Annotated in this window: 16 protein-coding genes and 1 pseudogene; 8 read left to right on the top strand and 9 right to left on the bottom strand. The window is 60.7% G+C overall.

Annotated elements, in window-relative coordinates:
• Positions 1-20: 20 nt before the first annotated feature.
• Positions 21-1,361 (bottom strand): DEAD/DEAH box helicase, encoded by a 1,341-nt coding sequence (locus BSF40_RS01085; RefSeq protein ID WP_007972492.1) that lies wholly within the window; start codon positions 1,359-1,361, stop codon positions 21-23.
• Between the two features lie 191 nt (positions 1,362-1,552).
• On the opposite strand from BSF40_RS01085, the gene BSF40_RS01080 reads away from it, so the two are divergent.
• Positions 1,553-2,851 (top strand): mechanosensitive ion channel family protein, encoded by a 1,299-nt coding sequence (locus tag BSF40_RS01080; protein WP_095963787.1) that lies wholly within the window; start codon positions 1,553-1,555, stop codon positions 2,849-2,851.
• An 80-nt stretch (positions 2,852-2,931) separates the two neighbouring features.
• On the opposite strand, the gene BSF40_RS01075 is transcribed toward BSF40_RS01080, so the two are convergent.
• The 3 genes from BSF40_RS01075 to BSF40_RS01065 all read right to left on the bottom strand — a co-directional run bounded on the left by BSF40_RS01075 (position 2,932) and on the right by BSF40_RS01065 (position 5,285).
• Entirely contained in the window at positions 2,932-3,798 is an 867-nt protein-coding gene (locus BSF40_RS01075; RefSeq protein WP_095963786.1) for a carboxylate/amino acid/amine transporter, read from the bottom strand.
• A 343-nt stretch (positions 3,799-4,141) separates the two neighbouring features.
• A complete protein-coding gene (locus BSF40_RS01070; RefSeq protein ID WP_015096339.1) occupies positions 4,142-4,741 on the bottom strand; it encodes an FMN-dependent NADH-azoreductase in 600 nt (199 codons plus the stop codon).
• A 229-nt stretch (positions 4,742-4,970) separates the two neighbouring features.
• On the bottom strand, positions 4,971-5,285 hold the full coding sequence (locus tag BSF40_RS01065) for a 3-phosphoglycerate kinase (RefSeq protein WP_095963785.1): 315 nt from the start codon (positions 5,283-5,285) through the stop codon (positions 4,971-4,973).
• 49 nt (positions 5,286-5,334) lie between these two features.
• Between BSF40_RS01065 and BSF40_RS01060 the strand changes: the two genes are divergently transcribed.
• From BSF40_RS01060 to aqpZ, 5 genes are all read left to right on the top strand, one after another.
• Positions 5,335-6,258, top strand: a complete 924-nt coding sequence (locus tag BSF40_RS01060) for a LysR family transcriptional regulator (RefSeq protein ID WP_008018223.1) — start codon at positions 5,335-5,337, stop codon at positions 6,256-6,258.
• 14 nt (positions 6,259-6,272) lie between these two features.
• Entirely contained in the window at positions 6,273-7,076 is an 804-nt protein-coding gene (locus tag BSF40_RS01055) for an alpha/beta fold hydrolase (RefSeq protein WP_095963784.1), read from the top strand.
• Between the two features lie 3 nt (positions 7,077-7,079).
• Positions 7,080-7,637: a peptidylprolyl isomerase gene (locus tag BSF40_RS01050; protein WP_095963783.1), complete on the top strand. Its 558-nt coding sequence runs from the start codon at positions 7,080-7,082 to the stop codon at positions 7,635-7,637.
• 94 nt (positions 7,638-7,731) lie between these two features.
• Positions 7,732-9,564, top strand: coding sequence for an ABC transporter ATP-binding protein (locus BSF40_RS01045; protein WP_095963782.1), 1,833 nt, complete (start codon positions 7,732-7,734; stop codon positions 9,562-9,564).
• A gap of 310 nt (positions 9,565-9,874) precedes the next feature.
• Positions 9,875-10,573 carry an aquaporin Z gene (aqpZ, locus tag BSF40_RS01040; RefSeq protein ID WP_095963781.1) on the top strand — a complete coding sequence of 233 codons (699 nt, stop codon included), beginning with the start codon at positions 9,875-9,877 and terminating at the stop codon, positions 10,571-10,573.
• Positions 10,574-10,590: 17 nt separating this feature from the next.
• Here aqpZ and BSF40_RS01035 read toward each other — a convergent pair whose 3' ends face one another.
• Entirely contained in the window at positions 10,591-11,715 is a 1,125-nt protein-coding gene (locus tag BSF40_RS01035) for a GNAT family N-acetyltransferase (RefSeq protein WP_095964052.1), read from the bottom strand.
• A 280-nt stretch (positions 11,716-11,995) separates the two neighbouring features.
• On the opposite strand from BSF40_RS01035, the gene BSF40_RS01030 reads away from it, so the two are divergent.
• Positions 11,996-13,327, top strand: a complete 1,332-nt coding sequence (locus BSF40_RS01030) for a putative porin (RefSeq protein ID WP_095963780.1) — start codon at positions 11,996-11,998, stop codon at positions 13,325-13,327.
• A gap of 294 nt (positions 13,328-13,621) precedes the next feature.
• Here BSF40_RS01030 and BSF40_RS01025 read toward each other — a convergent pair whose 3' ends face one another.
• The 3 genes from BSF40_RS01025 to aceK all read right to left on the bottom strand — a co-directional run bounded on the left by BSF40_RS01025 (position 13,622) and on the right by aceK (position 20,818).
• Positions 13,622-14,743: a beta-ketoacyl-ACP synthase III gene (locus BSF40_RS01025; protein WP_095963779.1), complete on the bottom strand. Its 1,122-nt coding sequence runs from the start codon at positions 14,741-14,743 to the stop codon at positions 13,622-13,624.
• Between the two features lie 334 nt (positions 14,744-15,077).
• Entirely contained in the window at positions 15,078-18,989 is a 3,912-nt protein-coding gene (gene hrpA, locus BSF40_RS01020) for an ATP-dependent RNA helicase HrpA (protein WP_095963778.1), read from the bottom strand.
• A 119-nt stretch (positions 18,990-19,108) separates the two neighbouring features.
• Positions 19,109-20,818 carry a bifunctional isocitrate dehydrogenase kinase/phosphatase gene (gene aceK, locus BSF40_RS01015; RefSeq protein ID WP_095963777.1) on the bottom strand — a complete coding sequence of 570 codons (1,710 nt, stop codon included), beginning with the start codon at positions 20,816-20,818 and terminating at the stop codon, positions 19,109-19,111.
• Positions 20,819-20,999: 181 nt separating this feature from the next.
• Between aceK and BSF40_RS01010 the strand changes: the two genes are divergently transcribed.
• A complete protein-coding gene (locus tag BSF40_RS01010; protein ID WP_095963776.1) occupies positions 21,000-21,908 on the top strand; it encodes a DMT family transporter in 909 nt (302 codons plus the stop codon).
• A gap of 131 nt (positions 21,909-22,039) precedes the next feature.
• Here the strand turns inward: BSF40_RS01010 and BSF40_RS01005 are convergent.
• A pseudogene (locus BSF40_RS01005) lies at positions 22,040-22,348 on the bottom strand (aldehyde dehydrogenase (NADP(+))); the annotation flags it as partial.
• Between the last annotated feature and the right edge of the window lie 63 nt (positions 22,349-22,411).

Here is a 22,411-nt window from a genome sequence, read left to right as displayed (position 1 = left end):
CCTGGGTCGCGTACAGCGACTTACTCAGCCGCTGGCGCTTCCGGCTTGCGGCGCTTGAGCGGCGCCATGCCGTCCTTGCTGACCAGGGAGTCGCTCTTTGGTCGGTTGGCGCTCTTGCGCTTGGTCGGGGTCTTGGCGGCAGTTTTCTTCTTGTCACCCTTGGCGTCAGTCTTTTTCTTCTTCACGCCGACAGCCTTGCCCGAGGCCTTGACCTTCTTCGGTCCGCCGTAGGTGCCTTTGACTTCCTTGATGGTGCGGCGCTCGAAGCTCTGCTTGAGGTAGCGCTCGATGCTCGACATCAGGTTCCAGTCGCCGTGGCAGATCAGCGAGATGGCCAGGCCATCGTTACCGGCACGGCCGGTACGACCGATACGGTGCACGTACTCGTCGCCACTGCGCGGCATGTCGAAGTTGATCACCAGGTCCAGGCCGTCAACGTCCAGGCCGCGAGCGGCGACGTCGGTGGCCACGAGGATTTTCACGCCGCCCTGCTTCAGACGGTCGATCGCCAGTTTGCGATCCTTCTGGTCTTTCTCGCCGTGCAGCACGAACGCTTTGTATTCCTGCGCCACCAGGCGGCCGTAGATACGGTCGGCCATGGCCCGGGTGTTGGTGAAGACGATGGCCTTCTGGTACGTCTCGTTGGCCAGCAGCCAGTTGACGATCTGTTCTTTGTGCTGGTTGTGGTCAGCGGTAATGATCTGCTGGCGAGTGGTGTCGTTCAGCTGGCTGACCGCGTTGAGCTGCAGGTGCTCAGGGTTGTTCAGGACCTTGGCGATCATCTCGCGCAGGCCCGAGCCACCGGTGGTGGCGGAGAACAGCATGGTCTGCTGGCGGTTGGTACATTCATCCACCAGACGCTGCACGTCTTCGGCAAAGCCCATGTCGAGCATGCGGTCGGCTTCGTCGAGCACCAGTACTTCGACTTCCTTGAGGTCGAGGTTGCCGGCGTTCAGTTGCTCGATCATCCGGCCCGGCGTACCGATCAGGATGTCCGGCACCTTGCGCAGCATCGCGGCCTGGACCTTGAAGTCTTCGCCGCCGGTGATCAGGCCGGACTTGATGAAGGTGAACTGCGAGAAGCGTTCAACTTCCTTCAGCGTCTGCTGGGCCAGTTCGCGGGTCGGCAGCAGGATCAGGGTCTTGATGCTGACGCGGATTTTCGCCGGTCCGATCAGACGGTTGAGGATGGGCAATACGAATGCGGCGGTTTTGCCGCTACCGGTTTGCGCCGTCACCCGCAGGTCACGCCCTTGGAGCGCCAGCGGAATGGCCGCGGCTTGCACAGGCGTTGGCTCGACAAATTTCAGCTCGGCCACGGCTTTGAGCAGGCGTTCGTGCAGGGCGAATTGGGAAAACACGGGTGCTACCTCGAAGAAATGCAAAAAAACAGCTGCATAGGGTAACGGTTTCGAGCGCTCAGGCCGAGTTTCTTTATGCAAATGGCGGTAAACAGTTGGTTTTTTGTTGCCTTGTTTTTCTCAAAACGCAATACAAAGCGTCTTAAATGCTCTAATCGCCTCTCGCGCCCTACAGAAGAATCGTTTTGACCATGGATATCAAACAGCTCTGGATCAATGTCCTGGACCTTTGGGGTGCCCTCGACCAGCACCCGCTCTTACATTCCAGCCTGGCGCTGCTGCTGTTGCTGGCCATTGCGCTGTTCCTCGGACGGGTGGCGCGCTACCTCATACTGCACGCGGCAAAAATGCTCAGCCGCCAGCCGGCGCTGCATTGGGTCAATGATTTTCTACAGAACAAGGTGTTTCATCGCCTGGCCCAGATCACGCCTTCGCTGGTCATCCAGTTCGGCCTCAATCTGGTGCCGGACCTGAGCAAGACCAGTCTGAATTTCCTCGGCAACGTCGCCCTGTCCTTCACCTTCCTGTTTCTGCTGCTGGCGGTCAGCGCCCTGCTCAATGCCCTGCTGGACATCTACGCCCGCACCGAACACGCCCGCACCCGCTCGATCAAGGGCTATGTGCAACTGGCGAAAATGGTGCTGTACGTGTTTGGCGCGATCATCATCGTCGCGACCTTGATCGACCGCTCGCCGCTGTTGCTGCTCTCGGGCCTGGGTGCCATGTCGGCGGTGATTCTGTTGGTCTACAAGGACACGCTGCTGTCGTTCGTCGCCAGCGTGCAATTGACCAGCAACGACATGCTGCGGGTCGGCGACTGGATCGAAATGCCCCAGGTGGGCGCCGACGGCGATGTGGTGGACATCACCTTGCACACGGTCAAGGTGCAGAACTTCGACAAGACCATCGTCTCGATTCCGACCTGGCGCCTGATGTCCGAGTCGTTCAAGAACTGGCGCGGCATGCAGGCTTCCGGTGGCCGCCGGATCAAGCGCAGCCTGTTCATCGACGCCAGCGGCGTGCGCTTCCTGCGCGACGACGAGGAACAGAAGCTGTCCCAGGTGCACTTGCTGACCGACTACATGACCCGCAAACAGGCGGAACTCAAGGCCTGGAACGAGGCCCAGGGCAACGTCGCGGCCATGTCGGCCAACCGTCGGCGGATGACCAACATCGGCACTTTGCGCGCCTATGCGCTGGCCTACCTGAAGAGTCATCCGGGGATCCAGCCGAACATGACCTGCATGGTCCGCCAGATGCAGACCACAGCCCAGGGCATTCCACTGGAAATCTACTGCTTTACCCGCACCACGGCGTGGGCCGACTACGAGCGGATCCAGGGGGATATTTTCGACTACCTGCTGGCGGTGCTGCCGGAGTTCGGGTTGAACCTGTATCAGCAGCCGAGCGGAACGGATCTACGTGCGGGGCTGCTGCCGGCGATGTTGGGCGCGAGCCACATTCCCGAGCCTGAAAAACACGTCATGTAACACCGCAAATCTTCATCGGCGCTGCCGCAGGCTGCGATTTTCTGATTTCAGGATCAAAAGATCGCAGCCTGCGATAGCCCCTACGCAGGTTGTGCGCCCTTAATGATGCCCAACCGACTGATCCACACCGCCAGCAAAATCACCGAACCGCCGAGCAACAATCGCCCCAGTTCCTCATGCTGGTTCCAGATCAGCAGATTGATCAGCAACCCCACAGGCACATGCAGGTTGTTCATCACCGCCAGGGTCCCGCCATTGACCATGCACGCCCCCTTGTTCCACCAATACAAACCCAGCGCAGTCGAGACCAGACCGAGGAACAGCAACACGCCCCATTGCAAAGGCGCTTCGGGCAGGAAGTCCTGTTTGCCAAACAGCAGGAACGCTGGCAACGCCACCGCCAGTGCGCCAAGGTAGAAGTAGCCAAAGCGTCGGTAATGCGGCAGATCGCTCGGGTGGCGGGCAACCAGGTGTTTGTACAGCACCTGCCCGGCGGCATAGGTGAAGTTGGCCAGTTGCAGCAGCAGGAAACCCATGAAGAAGTCCGGGTTGATCCGGTCAAAGCGAATCACCGCCGCCCCCGCCACCGCCACCAGCGCCGCGACCAGGGCCCAGGGATTGAAGCGACGATTCAGTGCATCTTCGATCAGGGTCACGTGCAGCGGCGTGAGGATGGTGAACAGCAACACCTCCGGCACCGTCAGTACGCGAAAGCTCAGGTACAGGCAGACGTAGGTCACGCCGAACTGCAAGGCGCCGATCAGCAGCATGCCGCGCATGAACGCCGGCTCCACCGAGCGCCAGCGGGTCAGCGGGATGAACACCAGCCCTGCCAGGAGCACACGCACCAGCACCGCAAAGTAACTGTCGACATGACCGGCCAGGTATTCGCCGATCAAACTGAAGGAAAACGCCTGGATTAGCGTGACAAAAAGTAGATAGCCCATGCTCGCCTCGTTTCGAATGGCGGCGACGATAGCGGGTTTTGCTACTGATCGCGAACGCTAAACCAACACAAAAACTGTGGGAGCGGGCTTGCTCGCGAAGAGGGAGTGTCAGTCGACATAAATGTGGGATGACACACCGCTTTCGCGAGCAAGCCCGCTCCCACTAGGGGTGTGTGTCCGCTCAAAAAATCCCGGGCAAAAAAAAGCCCGATCTCGCTAAAGCGTTCAATCGGGCCAGAGCACTCAGGAGCAACAAGTGCGAAGGGAGGTTCGATGCGCGTACAGGCTTGAAGGGGTGCGCCAGGTCACTAGACCATCCAGCGATTATCTGGCGATTAATGGGTCAGGCCACTTGCGCAAGCCTGGCGTTCGCCTGGTTCAGGCCCTTCTCCTGGAAGTCACCGCCCAGGTTCATGCCTTCGGCGTGGATGAACGTCACGTCGTGGATGCCGATGAAGCCCATGACCTGACGCAGGTACGGTTCCTGGTGATCGGCGGTGCTGCCGGCATAGATGCCACCACGAGCCGTCAACACATAGGCGCGCTTGCCGCTGAGCAGGCCCTGGGGACCGGTTTCGGTGTACTTGAAGGTCACGCCGGCACGCAGCACGTGGTCAAGCCAGGCTTTCAGCGTGCTGGGGATCGCAAAGTTGTACATGGGCGCCGCCATGACCAGTACATCGGCGGCGAGCAATTCGTCGGTCAGCTGGTTGGAGCGTTCCAGGGACGCCTGCTCGATGTCGCTGCGCTGCTCGGCGGGTTTCATCCAGCCACCCAGCAGGTTGATATCCAGATGCGGCACCGGATTGACGGCCAGGTCCCGGACAGTGATCTGGTCATTCGGGTGAGCGGCTTTCCACTGACTGATGAACGTTTGGGTCAGTTGACGGGAAACCGAGTCTTGCTGACGGGCACTGCTTTCGATGATCAGAACGCGGGACATGGGATGTAGCCTCCATCTGAGAATGCTGTAGGTCGATGGAGTGAAGGTTAAACAGAGTCATATCGATGAAAAAGCGCAAATAACTGCTATAACCCATCAATAAATTCGTTTATAAGCTCAACATACCCTGTGGGAGCGGGCTTGCTCGCGAATAGGCCGTGTCAGTCGACATCAACGTTGAATGACACACCGCTTTCGCGAGCAAGCCCGCTCCCACAGGAGATTGCTGTCATTTCGGGGTGCAGGTCAGCTCGATGCGCAGCTTGATGATGTTGCGGCTGAATTTGGCGGTGGCATTTTTGTGTTTGCCGGCCGGTACGTCGATCTTGCGGGTACGCGGTGCTTCCGGGCCATTGATGAAGACGGCCTTGCAGCTTGCATCGACGTCGCCGTAGTTGGCCACCTGGATGGAGCCGATATCGTTATCCGTGTCGTAGGTCTGGTAATCGATCTTCATGCCGTTGAGGTCTTTCTTCACATCGATCGGGTAAGCCATCGCCGTCAACGGCAGCAGCGCCAGCAGCACACAACAGATTTTTTTCATTCAGCAGCCTCCAGTAAGGGCTGCCAGCTTAGGACAAGAGGAGCTCAACATGAAAGCGCCCCGCGTGACCCTTGATCAATGGCGAACGCTGCAAGCCGTGGTCGATCACGGTGGTTTCGCCCAGGCCGCCGAGGCGCTGCATCGCTCGCAATCATCGGTCAGCTACACCGTGGCACGCATGCAGGATCAGCTCGGCGTGCCGTTGCTGCGCATCGACGGACGCAAGGCCGTGCTGACCGAAGCCGGTGGCGTGCTGTTGCGCCGCTCCCGGCAACTGGTGAAACAGGCCAGCCAACTCGAAGACCTGGCCCACCACATGGAACAGGGCTGGGAAGCCGAAGTGCGCCTGGTGGTCGATGCCGCTTACCCAAGCGCCCGCCTCGTCCGCGCCTTGACCGCGTTCATGCCGCAAAGCCGTGGCTGCCGGGTGCGCCTGCGTGAGGAAGTGCTGTCGGGCGTGGAGGAAGTCCTGCTCGAAGGCGTGGCCGACCTGGCCATCACGGGCTTCAGTATTCCCGGTTACCTGGGCGCGGAATTGAGCGACGTCGAGTTCGTTGCGGTCGCCCACCCCGAGCACCCCCTGCACCGCCTCAACCGCGAACTGAGCTTCCAGGACCTGGAAAGCCAGATGCAAGTGGTGATCCGCGACTCGGGCCGTCAGCAACCAAGGGACGTCGGCTGGCTCGGGGCCGAGCAACGCTGGACCGTCGGCAGCCTGGCCACCGCCGCGACCTTCGTCAGCAGCGGCCTGGGATTTGCCTGGTTGCCCCGGCACATGATCGAACGGGAACTCAAGGAAGGTACGCTCAAGCTGCTACCGTTGGATCAGGGCGGCAGCCGCAACCCGAGTTTTTACCTGTATTCGAACAAGGACAAACCACTGGGACCTGCCACGCAGATTCTCATCGAACTGCTGCGCACCTTCGACACCGCACCACTGGACGCCCCGTTCGCCGCCCCCGAACAAGCCTGACACGGAGTGTATGCATGGCCTATTTCGAACACGAAGGTTGCAACCTGCACTATGAGGAGTATGGCCACGGCACGCCGCTGCTGCTGGTCCACGGCCTCGGTTCCAGCACCCTGGACTGGGAAAAGCAGATCCCGGCACTGGCCACCCGCTACCGGGTGATCGTCCCGGATGTACGCGGTCACGGCCGTTCGGACAAACCCCGGGAGCGCTACAGCATTGCCGGTTTCAGCGCCGACCTGATCGCACTGATCGAGCACCTCAATCTCGGCCCGACACACTACGTCGGCTTGTCCATGGGCGGCATGATCGGCTTCCAGCTGGGTGTGGACCAGCCGAAACTGCTGAAAAGCCTGTGCATCGTCAACAGTGCGCCTGAGGTCAAATTGCGCAGCCGCGACGATTACTGGCAGTGGTTCAAGCGCTGGAGCCTGATGCACGCACTCAGCCTGCGCACCATCGGCAAGGCATTGGGCAGCAAGTTGTTCCCAAAGCCCGAACAGGCCGACTTGCGACAAAAAATGGCCGAGCGCTGGGCAAAAAACGACAAACATGCTTATCTCGCCAGCTTCAATGCCATTGTTGGCTGGGGGGTCCAGGAACGACTTTCCAAGGTCACCTGTCCAACCCTGATCGTCAGTGCCGACCGTGACTACACACCGGTGGCGCTGAAGGAAAACTACGTAAAACTGCTGCCCGATGCGCGGCTGGTGGTGATCGCCGATTCACGCCACGCCACGCCGCTGGACCAGCCGGAACACTTCAACCAAACGCTGCTGGATTTTCTGACTGCAGTCGACACTACCACTCAGGATCACTGACCCATGCTGAAAAAAATCGCCCTCGCCGCTGGCACCGTCCTGTTTGCCGCCAACCTGATGGCCGCAACGCCCGCCAAGGCGCCGCACGTTTTGCTGGAAACCACCAACGGCCAGATCGAAATCGAACTGGACCCGGTCAAGGCGCCGATCAGTACCAAGAACTTCCTTGAGTACGTCGACAGCGGCTTTTACAACAACACGATTTTCCACCGCGTGATTCCCGGCTTCATGGTTCAGGGCGGCGGGTTCACTCAACAGATGCAGCAAAAAGAAACCAAGGCGCCGATCAAGAACGAACACAACAACGGTTTGGTCAACGTTCGCGGCACCTTGTCCATGGCCCGCACTTCCGTGCCTGATTCGGCCACCAGCCAGTTCTTCATCAACGTCAAGGACAACGACTTCCTTGACCAGGGTGACGGCTACGCCGTGTTCGGCAAAGTGGTCAAAGGCATGGACGTGGTCGACATCATCGTCAATTCGCCAACCACCGTTCGTAGCGGCATGAAGGACGTGCCGGCCGACCCGGTGTTCATCAAGTCGGCCAAGCGCATCGACTGAGACTAAGCTGGACAAGGATGTCCGAGCCGTTGCCGGTGTTTGCCGGCAACGCTCAAACCGTTAAAAGGAGAGCCCGCTCGCGGGCGAACGACCCATGCTTTATCGCCGTTTTGAAAAACTGATCGATGTTTTCCGTGAAGCACCGACGGCGTCCCCGCCGGATCGTGTATTCCCTTTTTATACCTACTACCTCAAGCAGGTCTGGCCGAGCTTCGCCGCCCTGTTGATCGTCGGCCTGATTGGTGCATTGATCGAGGTGGCGCTGTTCAGCTACCTGAGTCGCATCATCGACCTGGCTCAAGGCACGCCGAACGCCAATCTGTTTCGCGAGCACGCCCTCGAACTGACCTGGATGGTGGTGGTGGCGCTGGTGTTGCGCCCCATATTCGTGGGCCTGCATGACCTGTTGGTGCACCAGACCCTGAGCCCCAGCATGACCAGCATGATCCGCTGGCAGAACCACAGTTATGTGCTCAAGCAGAGCCTGAATTTCTTCCAGAACGACTTCGCCGGGCGCATCGCCCAGCGCATCATGCAAACCGGCAACTCACTGCGCGATTCCGCCGTGCAAGCGGTGGATGCGTTGTGGCATGTGCTGATCTACGCCATCAGTTCGCTGGTGCTGTTCGCCGAAGCCGACTGGCGCCTGATGATCCCGCTGCTGACGTGGATCTTCGCCTTCATCGGCGCTCTCTGGTACTTCGTGCCACGGGTCAAGGATCGCTCGGTGGTGGCGTCCGATGCGCGCTCCAAACTCATGGGGCGCATTGTCGACGGCTACACCAACATCACCACCCTGAAGCTGTTCGCCCACACCCACTTCGAGCAGCAATACGCCCGCGAAGCGATCAAGGAACAGACCGAAAAAGCCCAACTGGCCGGCCGCGTGGTCACCAGCATGGACGTGGTCATCACCAGCATGAACGGCTTGCTGATCGTCTGCACCACCGGCCTGGCCCTGTGGCTGTGGACGCAGTCGCTGATCAGCGTCGGGGCCATCGCCCTGGCCACCGGCCTGGTGATCCGCATCGTCAACATGTCCGGCTGGATCATGTGGGTGGTGACCGGCATCTTCGAAAACATCGGCATGGTGCAGGATGGCCTGCAGACCATTTCGCAACCGGTCAGCGTCACTGACCGCGACCAGGCCAAACCCCTGGCAGTGGCCCGTGGCGAAGTGCGCTTCGAGCAGGTGGACTTCCACTACGGCAAGCAGAGCGGGATCATCGGCGGCCTCAACCTGACCATCAAGGCAGGCGAGAAAATCGGCCTGATCGGCCCGTCCGGCGCGGGCAAATCGACCTTGGTCAACCTGCTGCTGCGCCTGTACGACGTCGAAGGCGGACGCATCCTGATCGACGGCCAGAACATCGCCGACGTCAGCCAGGAAAGCCTGCGCGAACGCATCGGCATGATCACCCAGGACACCTCGCTGCTGCACCGCTCGATCCGTGACAACCTGCTGTACGGTAAACCCGACGCCACCGACGCCCAACTCTGGGAAGCGGTGCACAAGGCCCGGGCTGACGGTTTCATTCCTTCACTGTCGGACGCCGAAGGTCGCACCGGTTTCGATGCCCATGTCGGTGAGCGCGGGGTGAAACTTTCCGGCGGCCAGCGTCAGCGCATCGCCATTGCCCGTGTGCTGCTCAAGGACGCGCCGATCCTGATCATGGACGAGGCCACCTCGGCGCTGGATTCGGAAGTCGAATCGGCGATCCAGGAAAGTCTCGAAACCCTGATGCAGGGCAAGACCGTGATCGCCATCGCTCACCGGCTCTCGACCATCGCCCGGATGGACCGGCTGGTGGTGCTGGAAAACGGCAAGATCGCCGAAACCGGAACCCACGCCGAGTTGCTCGCCCATGGCGGCTTGTATGCGCGGCTGTGGCAACACCAGACGGGTGGGTTTGTCGGGATCGATTGATCCCTGGGATGGCCACATAACCTGTAGGAGCGAGCTTGCTCGCGATGGATGAAGGGACGCCGCGCGGTGTCAGGTTTTCAGCGTTATCGTTGACGACCATCGCGAGCAAGCTCGCTCCTACAGGGATTGGCACGACCGATAGCCTCCAAAAAAAACCGCCAGCCCCCCTCAAACACGGGGCCTGGCGGTTTTTTATGCCTGCTGGAATTCTGAAAAAACCGTGCTGTACTCACTGCAACGTTCTGGAGGTGGTTCTGCAGTCCATCGGCTGGAGGCTCAAGGCAGCATAATCTCGAAAGGGCACTCTCTTATGTCTCTGTTAAAACGTTCGGCGACTGAGTTGGTAGGTACGTTCTGGCTGGTATTGGGTGGTTGCGGCAGTGCGGTGTTGGCGGCGGCTTTTCCAGAGGTGGGGATCGGCTTGCTCGGGGTGTCCTTCGCGTTTGGCCTGACCGTACTGACCATGGCCTTCGCCATCGGCCATATTTCCGGCTGTCATCTCAATCCTGCGGTATCCCTCGGCCTGGTGGTGGGTGGGCGGTTTCCGGCCAAGGAGTTGCCGGCCTACATCATTGCCCAGGTCATTGGCGGCGTGATTGCAGCCGCCCTGCTGTACTTCATTGCCAGCGGCAAACCCGGTTTCGAACTGGCGGGAGGTCTTGCATCCAACGGCTACGGCGAACACTCGCCTGGCGGCTATTCAATGGCGGCCGGGTTTGTCTGTGAACTGGTGATGACCGCAATGTTCATCCTGATCATCCTCGGCGCCACCGATAAACGTGCACCGGCAGGACTGGCGCCGATCGCCATCGGCCTGGGGCTGACGCTGATCCACCTGATCTCGATCCCGGTCACCAACACCTCGGTCAACCCGGCGCGCAGCACGGGCCCGGCGCTGATCGTCGGCGGCTGGGCGATTCAACAACTGTGGATGTTCTGGGTCGCCCCCCTGCTCGGCGCAGCGGTCGGCGGCGTGCTGTATCGCTGGCTGGGCAAGGAAGACAACTGACGCGTCTGCGGTGAAGATCAGCCTTGTCGATAAGGCAAGGCTGACTTCGCATCTTCTGCATAAGCCAGCACCCCCAGCCGCTCCTGCTCCAGAAAGTCTTTCACCGCCGCCTTCAACCCCGGATGCCGCAGGTAGTGCCAGGAATGGGTGATGACGGGCTCGAATCCACGAATCAGTTTGTGCTCGCCTTGCGCACCGGCATCGAAACGCTGGAAACCGTTGGCGATGGCGTAGTCCATCCCCTGGTAGAAACAGGTCTCGAAATGCAGCCGATCGAACTCCGCCAGGCATCCCCAGTAACGGCCATAAAAGCTGTCGCCCCCCACCAGACTGAATGCCATCGCCACTGGCCGTGAACCCTGCCTGGCCAGCACCACGCGAATCGACTCCGGCATGCGTTCGGCCAACAGGCTGAAAAACTCCCGCGTCAGATACGGCCTTTGCCGGCGCACCGCGTAGGTATTGGCGTAGCAGGCATAGACGAAATCCCATTGCGCCTGACTCAGCTCCCGCCCCTCCAGCCATTCGAACTCGAAGCCCTGCCCGGCCACCTGTTCGCGCTCCTTGCGCATCTGTTTGCGCTTGCGCGAACTGAGCACGTCGAGGAAGTCCTGGAAATCCCGGTAACCGCGATTCTGCCAGTGATACTGACAGCCAACGCGCTGCAGCCAGCCGGGCTGTTCGCCCAATGCCGCATCGGTGAATGGATCGGTGAAATTGATGTGGGCGCTGGAAAGCCCTTCGAGTTCAAGATAGCCCGGCAGGCTTTTCAACAGTTCGAAACCGTCTTCGACCGTGGCCGCCAACAGCCGCGGCCCGGCGACAGGACTGAATGGCACCGCGCTCAACAGCTTGGGGTAGTAATCGATGCCGGCGCGTTCGCAGGCATCGGCCCAGGCGTGATCGAACACGTACTCGCCGTAGGAATGCCACTTGCGATAACCGGGCAGCGCGGCGATCAGGCGATCACCTTCAACGTGCAGCAGATGCTCGGGCTGCCAGCCGGAATGGGGGCCGACACTGCCGCTGTCTTCCAGTGCACTCAAAAAAGCGTGACGCAGAAAAGGCTGGCTCTCCGGCACCATGGCATCCCAGGTCTGCGGGGCGATTTCTGACAGTTTTTGCAGGCGTTGCAACGGCATCACCATCCTCACTCTTCATGGCGTGAAAGCCCCGCGAGTATCGCCTATCGCTCCACATTGCACACGGGCAAAGCGACGACAGTGCTCTAACTCAACCCTTCACGGCAGCTTTGTATCGTCATGGACATGACATCACATTGCCACTGCTCTGTAATAAACCATCGCGATACTGGCGCCTGTTTTTAGAGCGCGGGGTTATACCCGGCCACAGTTTTCCGCCCCTTACGGTCGGTTGTGCCCCGGATGGCTCTGTCATCCCCTCTCATCTTCGGAGATTGATATGCGTCTTGCTTCCACAAAAACTGCGGCGGCCTTGTGCGGTGGCCTGTTGCTGGCCATGAGTGTTCCGGCCAGTGCCGCAGTCGACGCCAAACTGCTCGACATGCTCAAGGCTAACGGCTCGATCACCAACGCGCAGTACAGCGAACTGCAAGCCGAGCTGGCCAGGGATCAGAAAGAACAGCAGATTGCCCGTCAGGCTCAGCAAGAGACCAACGAGCAAATCGCGGCCACCGCGAAGAAAACCGACACACTGAGTGCTTTCGACCAGAAGCTTGCATGGGCGGCAAAGACCCAGTTCAAGGGCGACGTGCGCTTTCGTCAGGAAAACGTCCACAACGATGGCGTGCCAAACAACAAGGACCAGGATCGTCAGCGCATTCGTGCCCGCCTGGGTGCCTACAGCGAAATCAACCCGCAGGTCGACACCGGCATCCGTATCGCCACCGGCAGCAACGACGACGCACGCTCGACCAACCAGGACCTGAACAACTACTTCGACAAGAAGCAGATCTGGCTGGACCAGGGTTACATCGACTACCACCCGGACGCGATCAAGAACCTGCACCTGGTTGGCGGCAAGATGCCGCAACAATGGGTGAGCATGGGCGACATCATCTGGGATAGCGACATCAACCCGGAAGGTCTGGCCGTCACCTACAAGTACCCGTTGAGCGGCAGCACCGAGCTGTTCGGTAGCGCCGGTCACTACACCCTCAAGGACAACGTCGATGGCGAAGGCGTGCAATTCAAGCACGACCTGCGTCTGTACGCCGGCCAGTTGGGTGCGCGCTTCGCCATCACCGACAGCATGAAAATGACCTTGGGCGGCAGTCTCTATGCCTACGACAACGATGACAGCAGCGCCTGCCCGACCTCGGGTACCGTTACTACGCCATGCGCACTGGCCGTCAACGGCAACAGCCCGGGCGAACAGTTCAAACTGTACGAAGGCTTTGGTCAGCTGGACTTCAGCAACCTGCCGGTACCGCTGTCGATCTACGGTCAGTACGTCAACAACACCGATGCCAGCAACGACCAGGACACTGGCTGGCTGGCCGGTGTGAAGTCCAAGCTTTACGGCTTCAACGTGGACTACAACTACCGCGACGTACAGCGTAACGCTGTGGTGGGTGCCTTCACCGACTCCGACTTCGCCAACGGCTTCACCGGTTCGCGCGGCAGCAAGCTGAAAGTGAGCTACGACCTGGACAAGAACTTTGCCCTGGGCGCGACCTACTACATGGCGACCTCGGACCAGACCAACGCCAACATCAACAAGAAGGATTCGGACATCAACACCCTGCAACTGGATGCCGAAGCCAAGTTCTGATTCAACCCGCCACACGACTCGGGCAAGGAAGCCCGGGCCCCTTTTACAGCCTGGCGTTGATGTATCGGTCCCCATCATCCTCCGATGCATCAACGCGAGACTGTTTTCATATCCCAGACTGCACCCATTCAATTGTGGCGAGCGAGCTTGCTCGCGCTGGACTGCGAAGCGGTCCCGAACTCAGCCACCGCGATTCACCAGACATACCGCATCAACCGATCTTGCGACTACTGCGTAGTCGAACGGGAGCAAGCTCCCTCGCCACAAAAGCCCACGCAAAAAAAGATCGCAGAATCAGCGCTTGCGCAGCAACACGCTACCAATCGAGTAACCGGCGCCGAACGAGCTGAGCACGGCCAGCGAACCGGCGGCCAGATCGTCCTGGTTCTTGTGGAACGAAATCACGGAACCGGCGGAACTGGTGTTGGCGTAGGTGTCGAGAATCACCGGGGCTTCCTGTTCGGTCGCATCGCGGCCCAGCAGTTTCTTGACGATCAGGTGGTTCATGCTGAGGTTGGCCTGGTGCAGCCAGAAGCGCTTCACATCGCTGATGTTGAGCTGGTTCTCTTGCAGATGCTCAGCGATCAGCTCGGCCACCATCGGGCAGACTTCCTTGAACACCTTGCGGCCTTCCTGCACGAACAGTTTGTCCTTGGCGCCGATGCCCTCTTCCGCAGCGCGGTTGAGGAAGCCGAAGTTGTTGCGGATGTTGTTGGAGAACTTGGTCAGCAGCTTGGTGCTGACGATGTCGAACTGATACTTGGACGTCGCCAGGTCGGCACGCTCGATGATCACCGCAGTGGCGGCATCGCCGAAGATGAAGTGGCTGTCGCGGTCACGGAAGTTCAGGTGGCCGGTGCAGACTTCCGGGTTGACCATCAGGACCGCGCGGGCCTGGCCCAGTTGCACGCTGTTGGCGGCAGTCTGGATACCGAAAGTCGCCGAGGAGCACGCCACGTTCATGTCGAAACCGAAACCCTGGATGCCCAGCGCTTCCTGGACTTCGATGGCAATGGCCGGGTAGGCACGTTGCAGGTTGGAGCAGGCGACGATCACGCCGTCGATGTCCGCTGCGGTCTTGCCGGCACGCTGCAGGGCTTGTTCGGCCGCGCCAATGGCCATCTGGCACAGCACCGACCACTCGTCGTTGGAACGCTCCGGCAGGCGCGGGGCCATGCGCTGCGGGTCGAGAATGCCGTCCTTGTCCATGACAAAGCGGCTTTTGATGCCGGAGGCTTTTTCGATGAATGCGGCACTGGACTCGGTCAATGCCTGCACTTCACCGCGTGCGATGGCGTCGGCGTTGTCGGCGTTGAATTGCGCGACGTAAGTATTGAAAGACTGGACCAGCTCTTCATTGGAAATGCTGTTGGCCGGGGTGTACAGGCCGGTGCCACTGATGACGACGTTATGCATGGTCGTGTCTCTAATCTGTTCAGGCAGAAAGTATTGGCACCGTCGTACCAATACACAAAGGGTCTATTCCCGTCCGGGGACGCAAACCTGGCATCGCTTTATTCCGTGACGTGACCTGGCCGAAGGCTCTAGGTCGCGAAACCGGCGTTTATGGTCGCGAAGTTTGCCATAAACCTTGGGTTTTGGCGCCTTTTTGCTGGATGAACCCTTTGCTACAGGCACCACAGCAACCTGTGGGAGCGGGCTTGCCCGCGAATGCGATGGGTCAATGTTGAAACTGACGGCCCCTTCGCGGGCAAGCCCGCTCCCACAGGGTATTGCAGTGGTATCAGGTCTAGGGTTCGACCTGGCTCCACTGCTTGTTCAGGCGCTTGTCGGAGATCGGCACCTTGGTTCCCAGTTGTTGCGCAAACAGCGAAACCCGGTATTCCTCCAGCCACCAGCGATACAACTCCAGCTGCGGATCGCGCTTGCCTTCCTGGGCATGTTTGCTGGCGCGAGTCTGGTATTGCGTCCACAGGCCGCTCAATTCGCCGCTCCAGACCCGGTCGCGCTGCACCTGGGCAGCGATTTTTTCGAAACGCTGCTCAATGGCCTTGAGGTAACGCGGCAACTCCTTGAGCCACTGCATCGGTGTTTCCCGGACAAAACCCGGATAGACCAGGTGGCTGAGTTGCTGCTTGATGTCGTTCAGGGCCACGGCCTGTGCCAGGTCGATCTTGCCCTTGAAGCGTTTTTGCAGGCCATGCCAGAGCTTGAGGATTTCCAGGGTCAGCTTCGCCACACGCTCGGCGTGCTCGGTCCAGGCGCCACGCTTGCGTTCGGCCAGGGACGCCAATCCGGCGCCATCGCGTGGCAGCGGGTCTTCGCCTTCGAGAATGCAACTGTCGAGGCTGGCCAGCAAAATGTCTTCCACCAGCGCATCGACACGCCCCATGTCGCGGTACAGCAGGCCCAGCTCGGTCAGGCCCGGCAACTTGCCGCGCAGGAACTTTGCCGACTCGGCCAGTTGCTGCATCAGCAAGCGTTGCAGGGCACGGCGATGCTGGAACTCGGCCTCGGCCGGGGTCGAGAAACGCCCTTCCTTGACCGTGCCCGCCTCTTCCACCAGTGCCGGATAAACCGTCATCGACAGTCCGGCGATCTTCTGCTGGGTTTTCTCGGCCACGGCGGCGAAGACTTTCGGCTCAACCGGTTGCTGGCTCTTCGCGGTTTGCGGCACCGCCAACGCGGCCTGGCTGGCCTCGGCGAAACGCGCCGTCAGTTCGGCCAGATCGCGCCCCTCACCGAGGAACTTGCCCTGGCCGTCGACGATCTCCAGGTTCATCCGCAGATGGCTTTCGACTTGCTGTGCCGCCTCGGCCCAGGCTTCATCACTGACCCGCGCTCCGGTCATGCGCAGCAACTCACGACCCAGGGCCTGGGGCAGCGAGCCCTCGGCAAAGGTCATGCGCTGCAGGGCGGCCTTGACGAAGTCCGGCACCGGCACGAAGTTTTTGCGCAGGGCCTTGGGCAGGTTGCGCACCAGGGCAATGCACTTGGCTTCGATGACGCCCGGCACCAGCCAGTCCAGGCGCTCCGGCGGCAGCATCGGCAACAGCGGTGCCGGCACGCGCAGGGTCACGCCATCCCGTGGATGGTTCGGTTCGAAGTGGTAGCTGAGAGCCAACTCCAGATCGCCGATGTGCAGCGTATCCGGGTAATGCTGTGCGGTGACCTCGCTGGCTTCACGGGCCAGCACGTCTTCTTCGCGCATGATCAACAGTTGCGGTTCTTTCTGACTGTTGATCCGGTACCAGCTGTCGAAGGTCGCGGTCTGGTGAATCTCCGCCGGCAGGCGCGCGTCGTAGAACGCGTACAGAGTTTCTTCATCCGCCAGGATGTCGCGACGGCGGGCCTTGGCCTCCAGCTCGTCGAGTTGTTCCAGCAACTGCTTGTTGGCGGTCAAACACTTGGCTTTGGACTGAATCTCGCCGCGCACCAGCGCTTCGCGGATAAACAATTCGCGCGAAACCACCGGGTCCACCGGGCCGTAATGCACCGGCCGCCGGCCGACCACGATCAACCCGAACAGGGTGATCTGCTCAAACGCAACCACTTGGCCGCGCTTCTTCTCCCAATGCGGTTCGAAGTGGTTTTTCTTGATCAGGTGCCCGGCGAGCGGTTCGATCCAGTCGGCGTCGATCTTCGCCACCATGCGCGCGTAGAGCTTGGTGGTTTCCACCAGTTCGGCGGTCATCAGCCACTGCGGACGCTTCTTGCCGATGCCCGACGACGGGTGAATCCAGAACCGCCGCTGACGCGCGCCTAGGTAATCGCCCTCTTCGGTTTTCTGGCCGATCTGGCTGAGCAAACCCACCAACACCGCTTTGTGCAGTTTCGGGTAATCCGCCGGCTCTTTATTGAGGCTCAGCTGCATGTCGCGGCAGATCAGGCTCAATTGGCGATGGGAGTCGCGCCATTCGCGCAGGCGCAGGTAATTCAGGAAATTCTTGCGGCACCAGTTGCGCAGCGGGTTGGCGGTCAGCGCCTGGCGTTGCTCTTCGAATCCGCGCCACAGGTTGACGAGCCCTGCGAAGTCCGAGTCGGCGTCTTTCCACTGGGCGTGGGCCTGATCCGCCGCTTGCTGACGCTCCGGCGGGCGCTCGCGCGGGTCCTGGATCGACATGGCGCTGGCGACGATCAGCACTTCCTGCAAGCTGCCGAGCTTCGCCGCCTCCAGCAACATGCGCCCCATGCGCGGGTCCACCGGCAGCCGCGCCAATTGGCGACCGAGCGGGGTCAACTGGCTGTTGCGATCCACTGCCGAGAGTTCCTGCAGCAGGTTGTAACCGTCGCTGATGGCCTTGCCATCCGGCGGCTCGATGAACGGGAACGCGCTGACCTCGCCAAGGCGCAGGTGCAACATCTGCAAAATGACCGCTGCGAGGTTGGTCCGCAGGATTTCCGGATCGGTAAATTCCGGGCGACCGAGGAAATCCTCTTCGCTGTACAGGCGCACGCAAATGCCCGGCTCGACCCGTCCACAACGGCCCTTGCGCTGGTTGGCGCTGGCCTGGGAAACGGCTTCGATCGGCAGGCGCTGGACCTTGGCCCGGTAGCTGTAGCGGCTGATGCGCGCGGTGCCGCTGTCGATCACGTAGCGGATGCCCGGCACCGTCAGCGAGGTTTCCGCGACGTTGGTCGCCAGCACCACGCGACGCCCCGGGTGCGACTGGAAAATCCGCTGCTGCTCGGCCGGCGACAGGCGCGCGTACAACGGCAGGATTTCGGTGTGCTTGAGCTGGGCCTTGCGCAGCATGTCGGCGGCGTCGCGAATCTCGCGTTCACCGGGCAGGAACACCAGCACGTCACCGGGACTGCGACGTTCACTGCGCTCATACGCGGCGATTTCGTCGAGGGTGGCGAGGATCGCCTGATCCACCGTCAGGTCGTCCTCGACGCGGTTACCCTCTTCGTCCTGCTCCAGGGTCAGCGGGCGATACCAGGTGTCCACCGGGAACGTACGGCCGGACACCTCGACAATCGGCGCATCGTCGAAATGCTTGGAGAAACGCTCAAGGTCGATGGTCGCCGAGGTGATGATGACCTTCAGGTCCGGGCGGCGCGGCAGCAGGGTTTTCAGGTAGCCGAGCAGGAAGTCGATGTTGAGGCTGCGTTCGTGGGCTTCGTCGACGATGATCGTGTCGTAGCGTTCCAGATAGCGGTCGTTCTGGGTTTCCGCCAGCAGGATGCCGTCGGTCATCAGTTTGATCAGGGTATTGGAATCGCTCTGGTCCTCGAAGCGCACCTGATAGCCGACCAGTGCGCCCAACGGCGTGCCCAGCTCTTCGGCAACCCGGCTGGCCACGCTGCGCGCGGCGATCCGCCGTGGCTGGGTGTGGCCGATCAAGCCATGCTGGCCGCGACCGATTTCCAGACAGATCTTCGGTAACTGGGTGGTTTTACCCGAGCCGGTCTCGCCCGCGATGATCAGCACCTGATGCTTTTCCAGCGCCTTCTTGATTTCGTCGCGCTTGGCGGCAATCGGTAAACTGTCGTCGTAACGAATCACCGGCAGGCTGGCGCGGCGCGCCAGCACCTGGTCACAGGACGCCTGCATGCGCGCCACCCACTGGCCCAACTTGGCCTCGTCGGGTTTCTTGCGCAGCTCAAGCAACTGCCGCCGCAGCCGGTGGCGGTCGGCGAGCATGGCGTGATCGAGGTTTTTCAGCAGTTTGTCGATGGAGGGCGATTCGTCGGTCATAGAAGCAGCAGCAAGCTGTAAGCCAAAAGCTGCAAGAGTAACAGAGAAGCAGCTGCAAGCTTAAAGCCTCAAGCTATAAGTTGGATGCGGCTTCTCACTTGCAGCTTAAAGCTTGCAGCTTATTGCTGCTTCCTCCGATACGGAAACACGTCTATCACCTTCCCCGCCCGAATCGCCTCCTGCAGGCTCTTCCAGTAATCGGCGTTGTACAACTCGCCATGCAACTGATCGAACAACTTGCGCTGCCCCGAGTCGGCAAACAGGAACGGCGGAAACTCTTCCGGGAACACATCCAGCGGCCCGATCGAGTACCAGGGTTCGGACGCCATCTCGTCTTCCGGCGTGCGCGGTTGTGGAATGTGGCGGAAGTTGGCCTCGGTGAGAAAGCAGATTTCGTCGTAGTCGTAGAACACCACCCGGCCGTGACGGGTGACGCCAAAGTTCTTCAGCAGCATGTCACCGGGAAAGATGTTGGCCGCCGCCAGTTGCTTGATCGCCAGGCCGTAGTCTTCCAGGGCTTCGCGCACCTGCGCTTCGTTGGCGTTTTCCAGGTACAGGTTCAGCGGAGTCATGCGGCGTTCGGTCCAGCAGTGACGGATCAGCACCGTGTCGCCTTCGACCGACACCGTGGACGGCGCGACGTCCAGCAATTCCTCCAGGCACGCCGGGTCGAACTTGCTCAGCGGGAAACGGAAGTCGGCGAATTCCTGGGTATCGGCCATGCGCCCGACCCGGTCGACGCTCTTCACCAGGCGGTACTTTTCGATCACCGTGGCGCGGTCGACGTTTTTCGATGGCGAGAAACGGTCCTTGATGATTTTGAACACGGTGTTGAAACCCGGCAGGGTGAACACGCTCATGACCATGCCGCGCACGCCGGGGGCCATGATGAACTGGTCGTCGGTGTTGGCCAGGTGATTGATCAGCGCCCGGTAGAACTCCGACTTGCCGTGCTTGTAGAAGCCGATCGAGGTGTACAGCTCGGCGATGTGCTTGCCCGGCAGGATGCGCCGCAGGAAGCCGATGAACTCCGCCGGCACCGGCACATCCACCATGAAATACGAGCGGGTGAAGGAGAAAATGATCGAGACGTCCGCTTCGTCGGTGATCAGCGCATCGATCTGGATGCCGCGACCTTCCAGGTGCAGCAAGGGAATTGCCAGCGGCCATTGCTCGTCGGCGGTGTAGATGCGCCCCACCAGGTACGCACCTTTATTGCGGTACAGCACCGAGGAAAACAGCTCGACGCTCAGCTCCGGGTCCTTGCACACCCAGTCCGGCAGGTTCTCGCGCAATTGCGCTTCGAGGCGTTTCAGGTCACCGGACAGGTTGGCGTAATCCTCGCTGAAGCGGTAGTCGGCGAAGATGCTGGCAAGCATCGCCGACAGTTGGCCTTGCGGCTTGTAGGTGCGGGTTTGCGCGGCCCGGGCACGGCGCAGGCTCGGCCGGGTGGTGTGGATGAACATGCAGCCGTCGCTGATCAGGTCATGGCTGAACAGCCCGCAGAAGATCGAGTTGTACCAGGTCTCGGACAATTCATCGTCGAAGCGCAGGTCGATCAGGCTGATGTAGGCACTTTTCACCAGTGGCCAGCAACTGACGTCCAGGGTTTGTGCGTCAAACGCGGTGCGCAGTCGCTCCACCGTTTCACTGACTTTATCTTCGTACAGATTGATCCGCGCCGCCGACGCCGATTGCGTCTCCTGCCACCGGGCCTGTTCGAAGCGAGCTCGGGCACCGTCGGTGATCTGCCGGAAATGCTCGCGGTAATCGTCAAAGCCATCGAGGATCAAGCGGGCGATGTCGGCGGCTGGCCATTGCTGCGGCATGGTGAGACCTCTGCGGGAATTCGGGAGGCTTGAGCTTAGCCAGTGAAGCGGGTGCAGGAGAAGCGTAATTTTCCAGGCGCCGCGTCATCGACACCCTGAAGAGTTCAATGCCCGGTTTTCGGTTGCCATCGATCACGCACTCAGCAACACTTTCGCCCCTTCATCATGGAAGGAACGCGCTGTGAACCCCGTCGATATTTTCCGTTTACTGTCCCTGGCGGCCATTTGGGGTGCGAGTTTTCTGTTCATGCGCATCATCGCCCCGGTGATCGGCTCCCTGCCCACCGCGTTTTTCCGCGTATCGATTGCCGCCGTCGGGTTGCTGGTGATTCTTGGCCTGATGCGCATCAGCTGGGATTTCAAGGGCAAACTCAAGACCGTGATGCTGCTCGGGGTGATCAATTCCGGCATCCCGGCGACCCTGTACTCCGTTGCCGCGCAGGTGCTGCCTGCCGGTTACTCGTCGATTTTCAATGCCACGACCCCCTTGATGGGCGTGCTGATCGGCGGCCTGTTTTTCCATGAAAGGCTCACTGGCGCCAAGCTCGGCGGCGTGTTCCTGGGGTTGTTCGGCGTGGGCGTGCTGACCCGTGCCGGTCCGGTGGCGTTCGACATGTCACTGCTGATGGGGGCCGTCGCCTGCCTGCTCGCCACCACGTGCTACGGATTTGCCGGATTCCTGGCCCGCCGCTGGCTCGATCAGGCCGGCGGTCTCGATAGTCGTTTGTCGGCACTGGGCAGCATGCTTGGCGCGACCTTGTTCCTGTTGCCGCTGTTCGGCTACAGCGTGATCAGCCAGCCACCGGCGAGCTGGGGCGGCTGGAGCGTGTGGCTGTCGTTGCTGGGATTGGGGCTGGGCTGCACGGCGTTTGCCTACATTATTTACTTCCGGCTGCTGAGCTCGATCGGTCCGGTGAAATCGATGACCACGACCTTCCTGATCCCGCTGTTTGGCGTGTTGTGGGGAGCGCTGTTTCTCGATGAACCGCTGTCGATGGCGCATATCTATGGCGGGGTGTTGATTGCGTTGGCGTTGTGGCTGGTGTTGAAACCGGCTGCGGTGAAGCCGGGTTTGGTGGCTGAACGGTAGAATTGTTGCGTCGCGGATGACGCTTTCGCGGGCAAGCCCGCTCCCACAGGGTTCGATGTCGCGTACAAATTTTGTGTACGACATCAAATACTGTGGGAGCGGGCTTGCCCGCGAAGGCGTCCGCTCAGGCACTACAAGGATGAATCACTGACCTCCCCATCCACCAACCGCCGAATCCCCAGCGGATTGCCGTTCTGCAACGCCTCGGGCAGCAGCGCGTCCGGATAATTCTGGAAGCACACCGGCCGCAGGAGGCGATCGATCGCCAGGGTGCCGACCGAAGTGCCCCGCGAGTCGGATGTCGCCGGATACGGCCCGCCATGCACCATGGACTCGCAGACTTCGACCCCGGTCGGATAGCCGTTGAGCAGGATCCGCCCGACCTTTTCTTGCAACAGTTCTGCCAGCCAGCGGTACTCCAGCAGTTCGTCGGCCTCGCCACACCCGGCGTCATCGCATTCAATCGTCGGCGATGCAGGCGTTCATGCATTCGGTACGGGCCG

The organism is Pseudomonas sp. ACN5, from assembly GCF_002303975.1.
Lineage (GTDB): Bacteria > Pseudomonadota > Gammaproteobacteria > Pseudomonadales > Pseudomonadaceae > Aquipseudomonas > Aquipseudomonas laurylsulfatiphila.
This window is presented reverse-complemented; position numbering and strand designations above follow the sequence as displayed.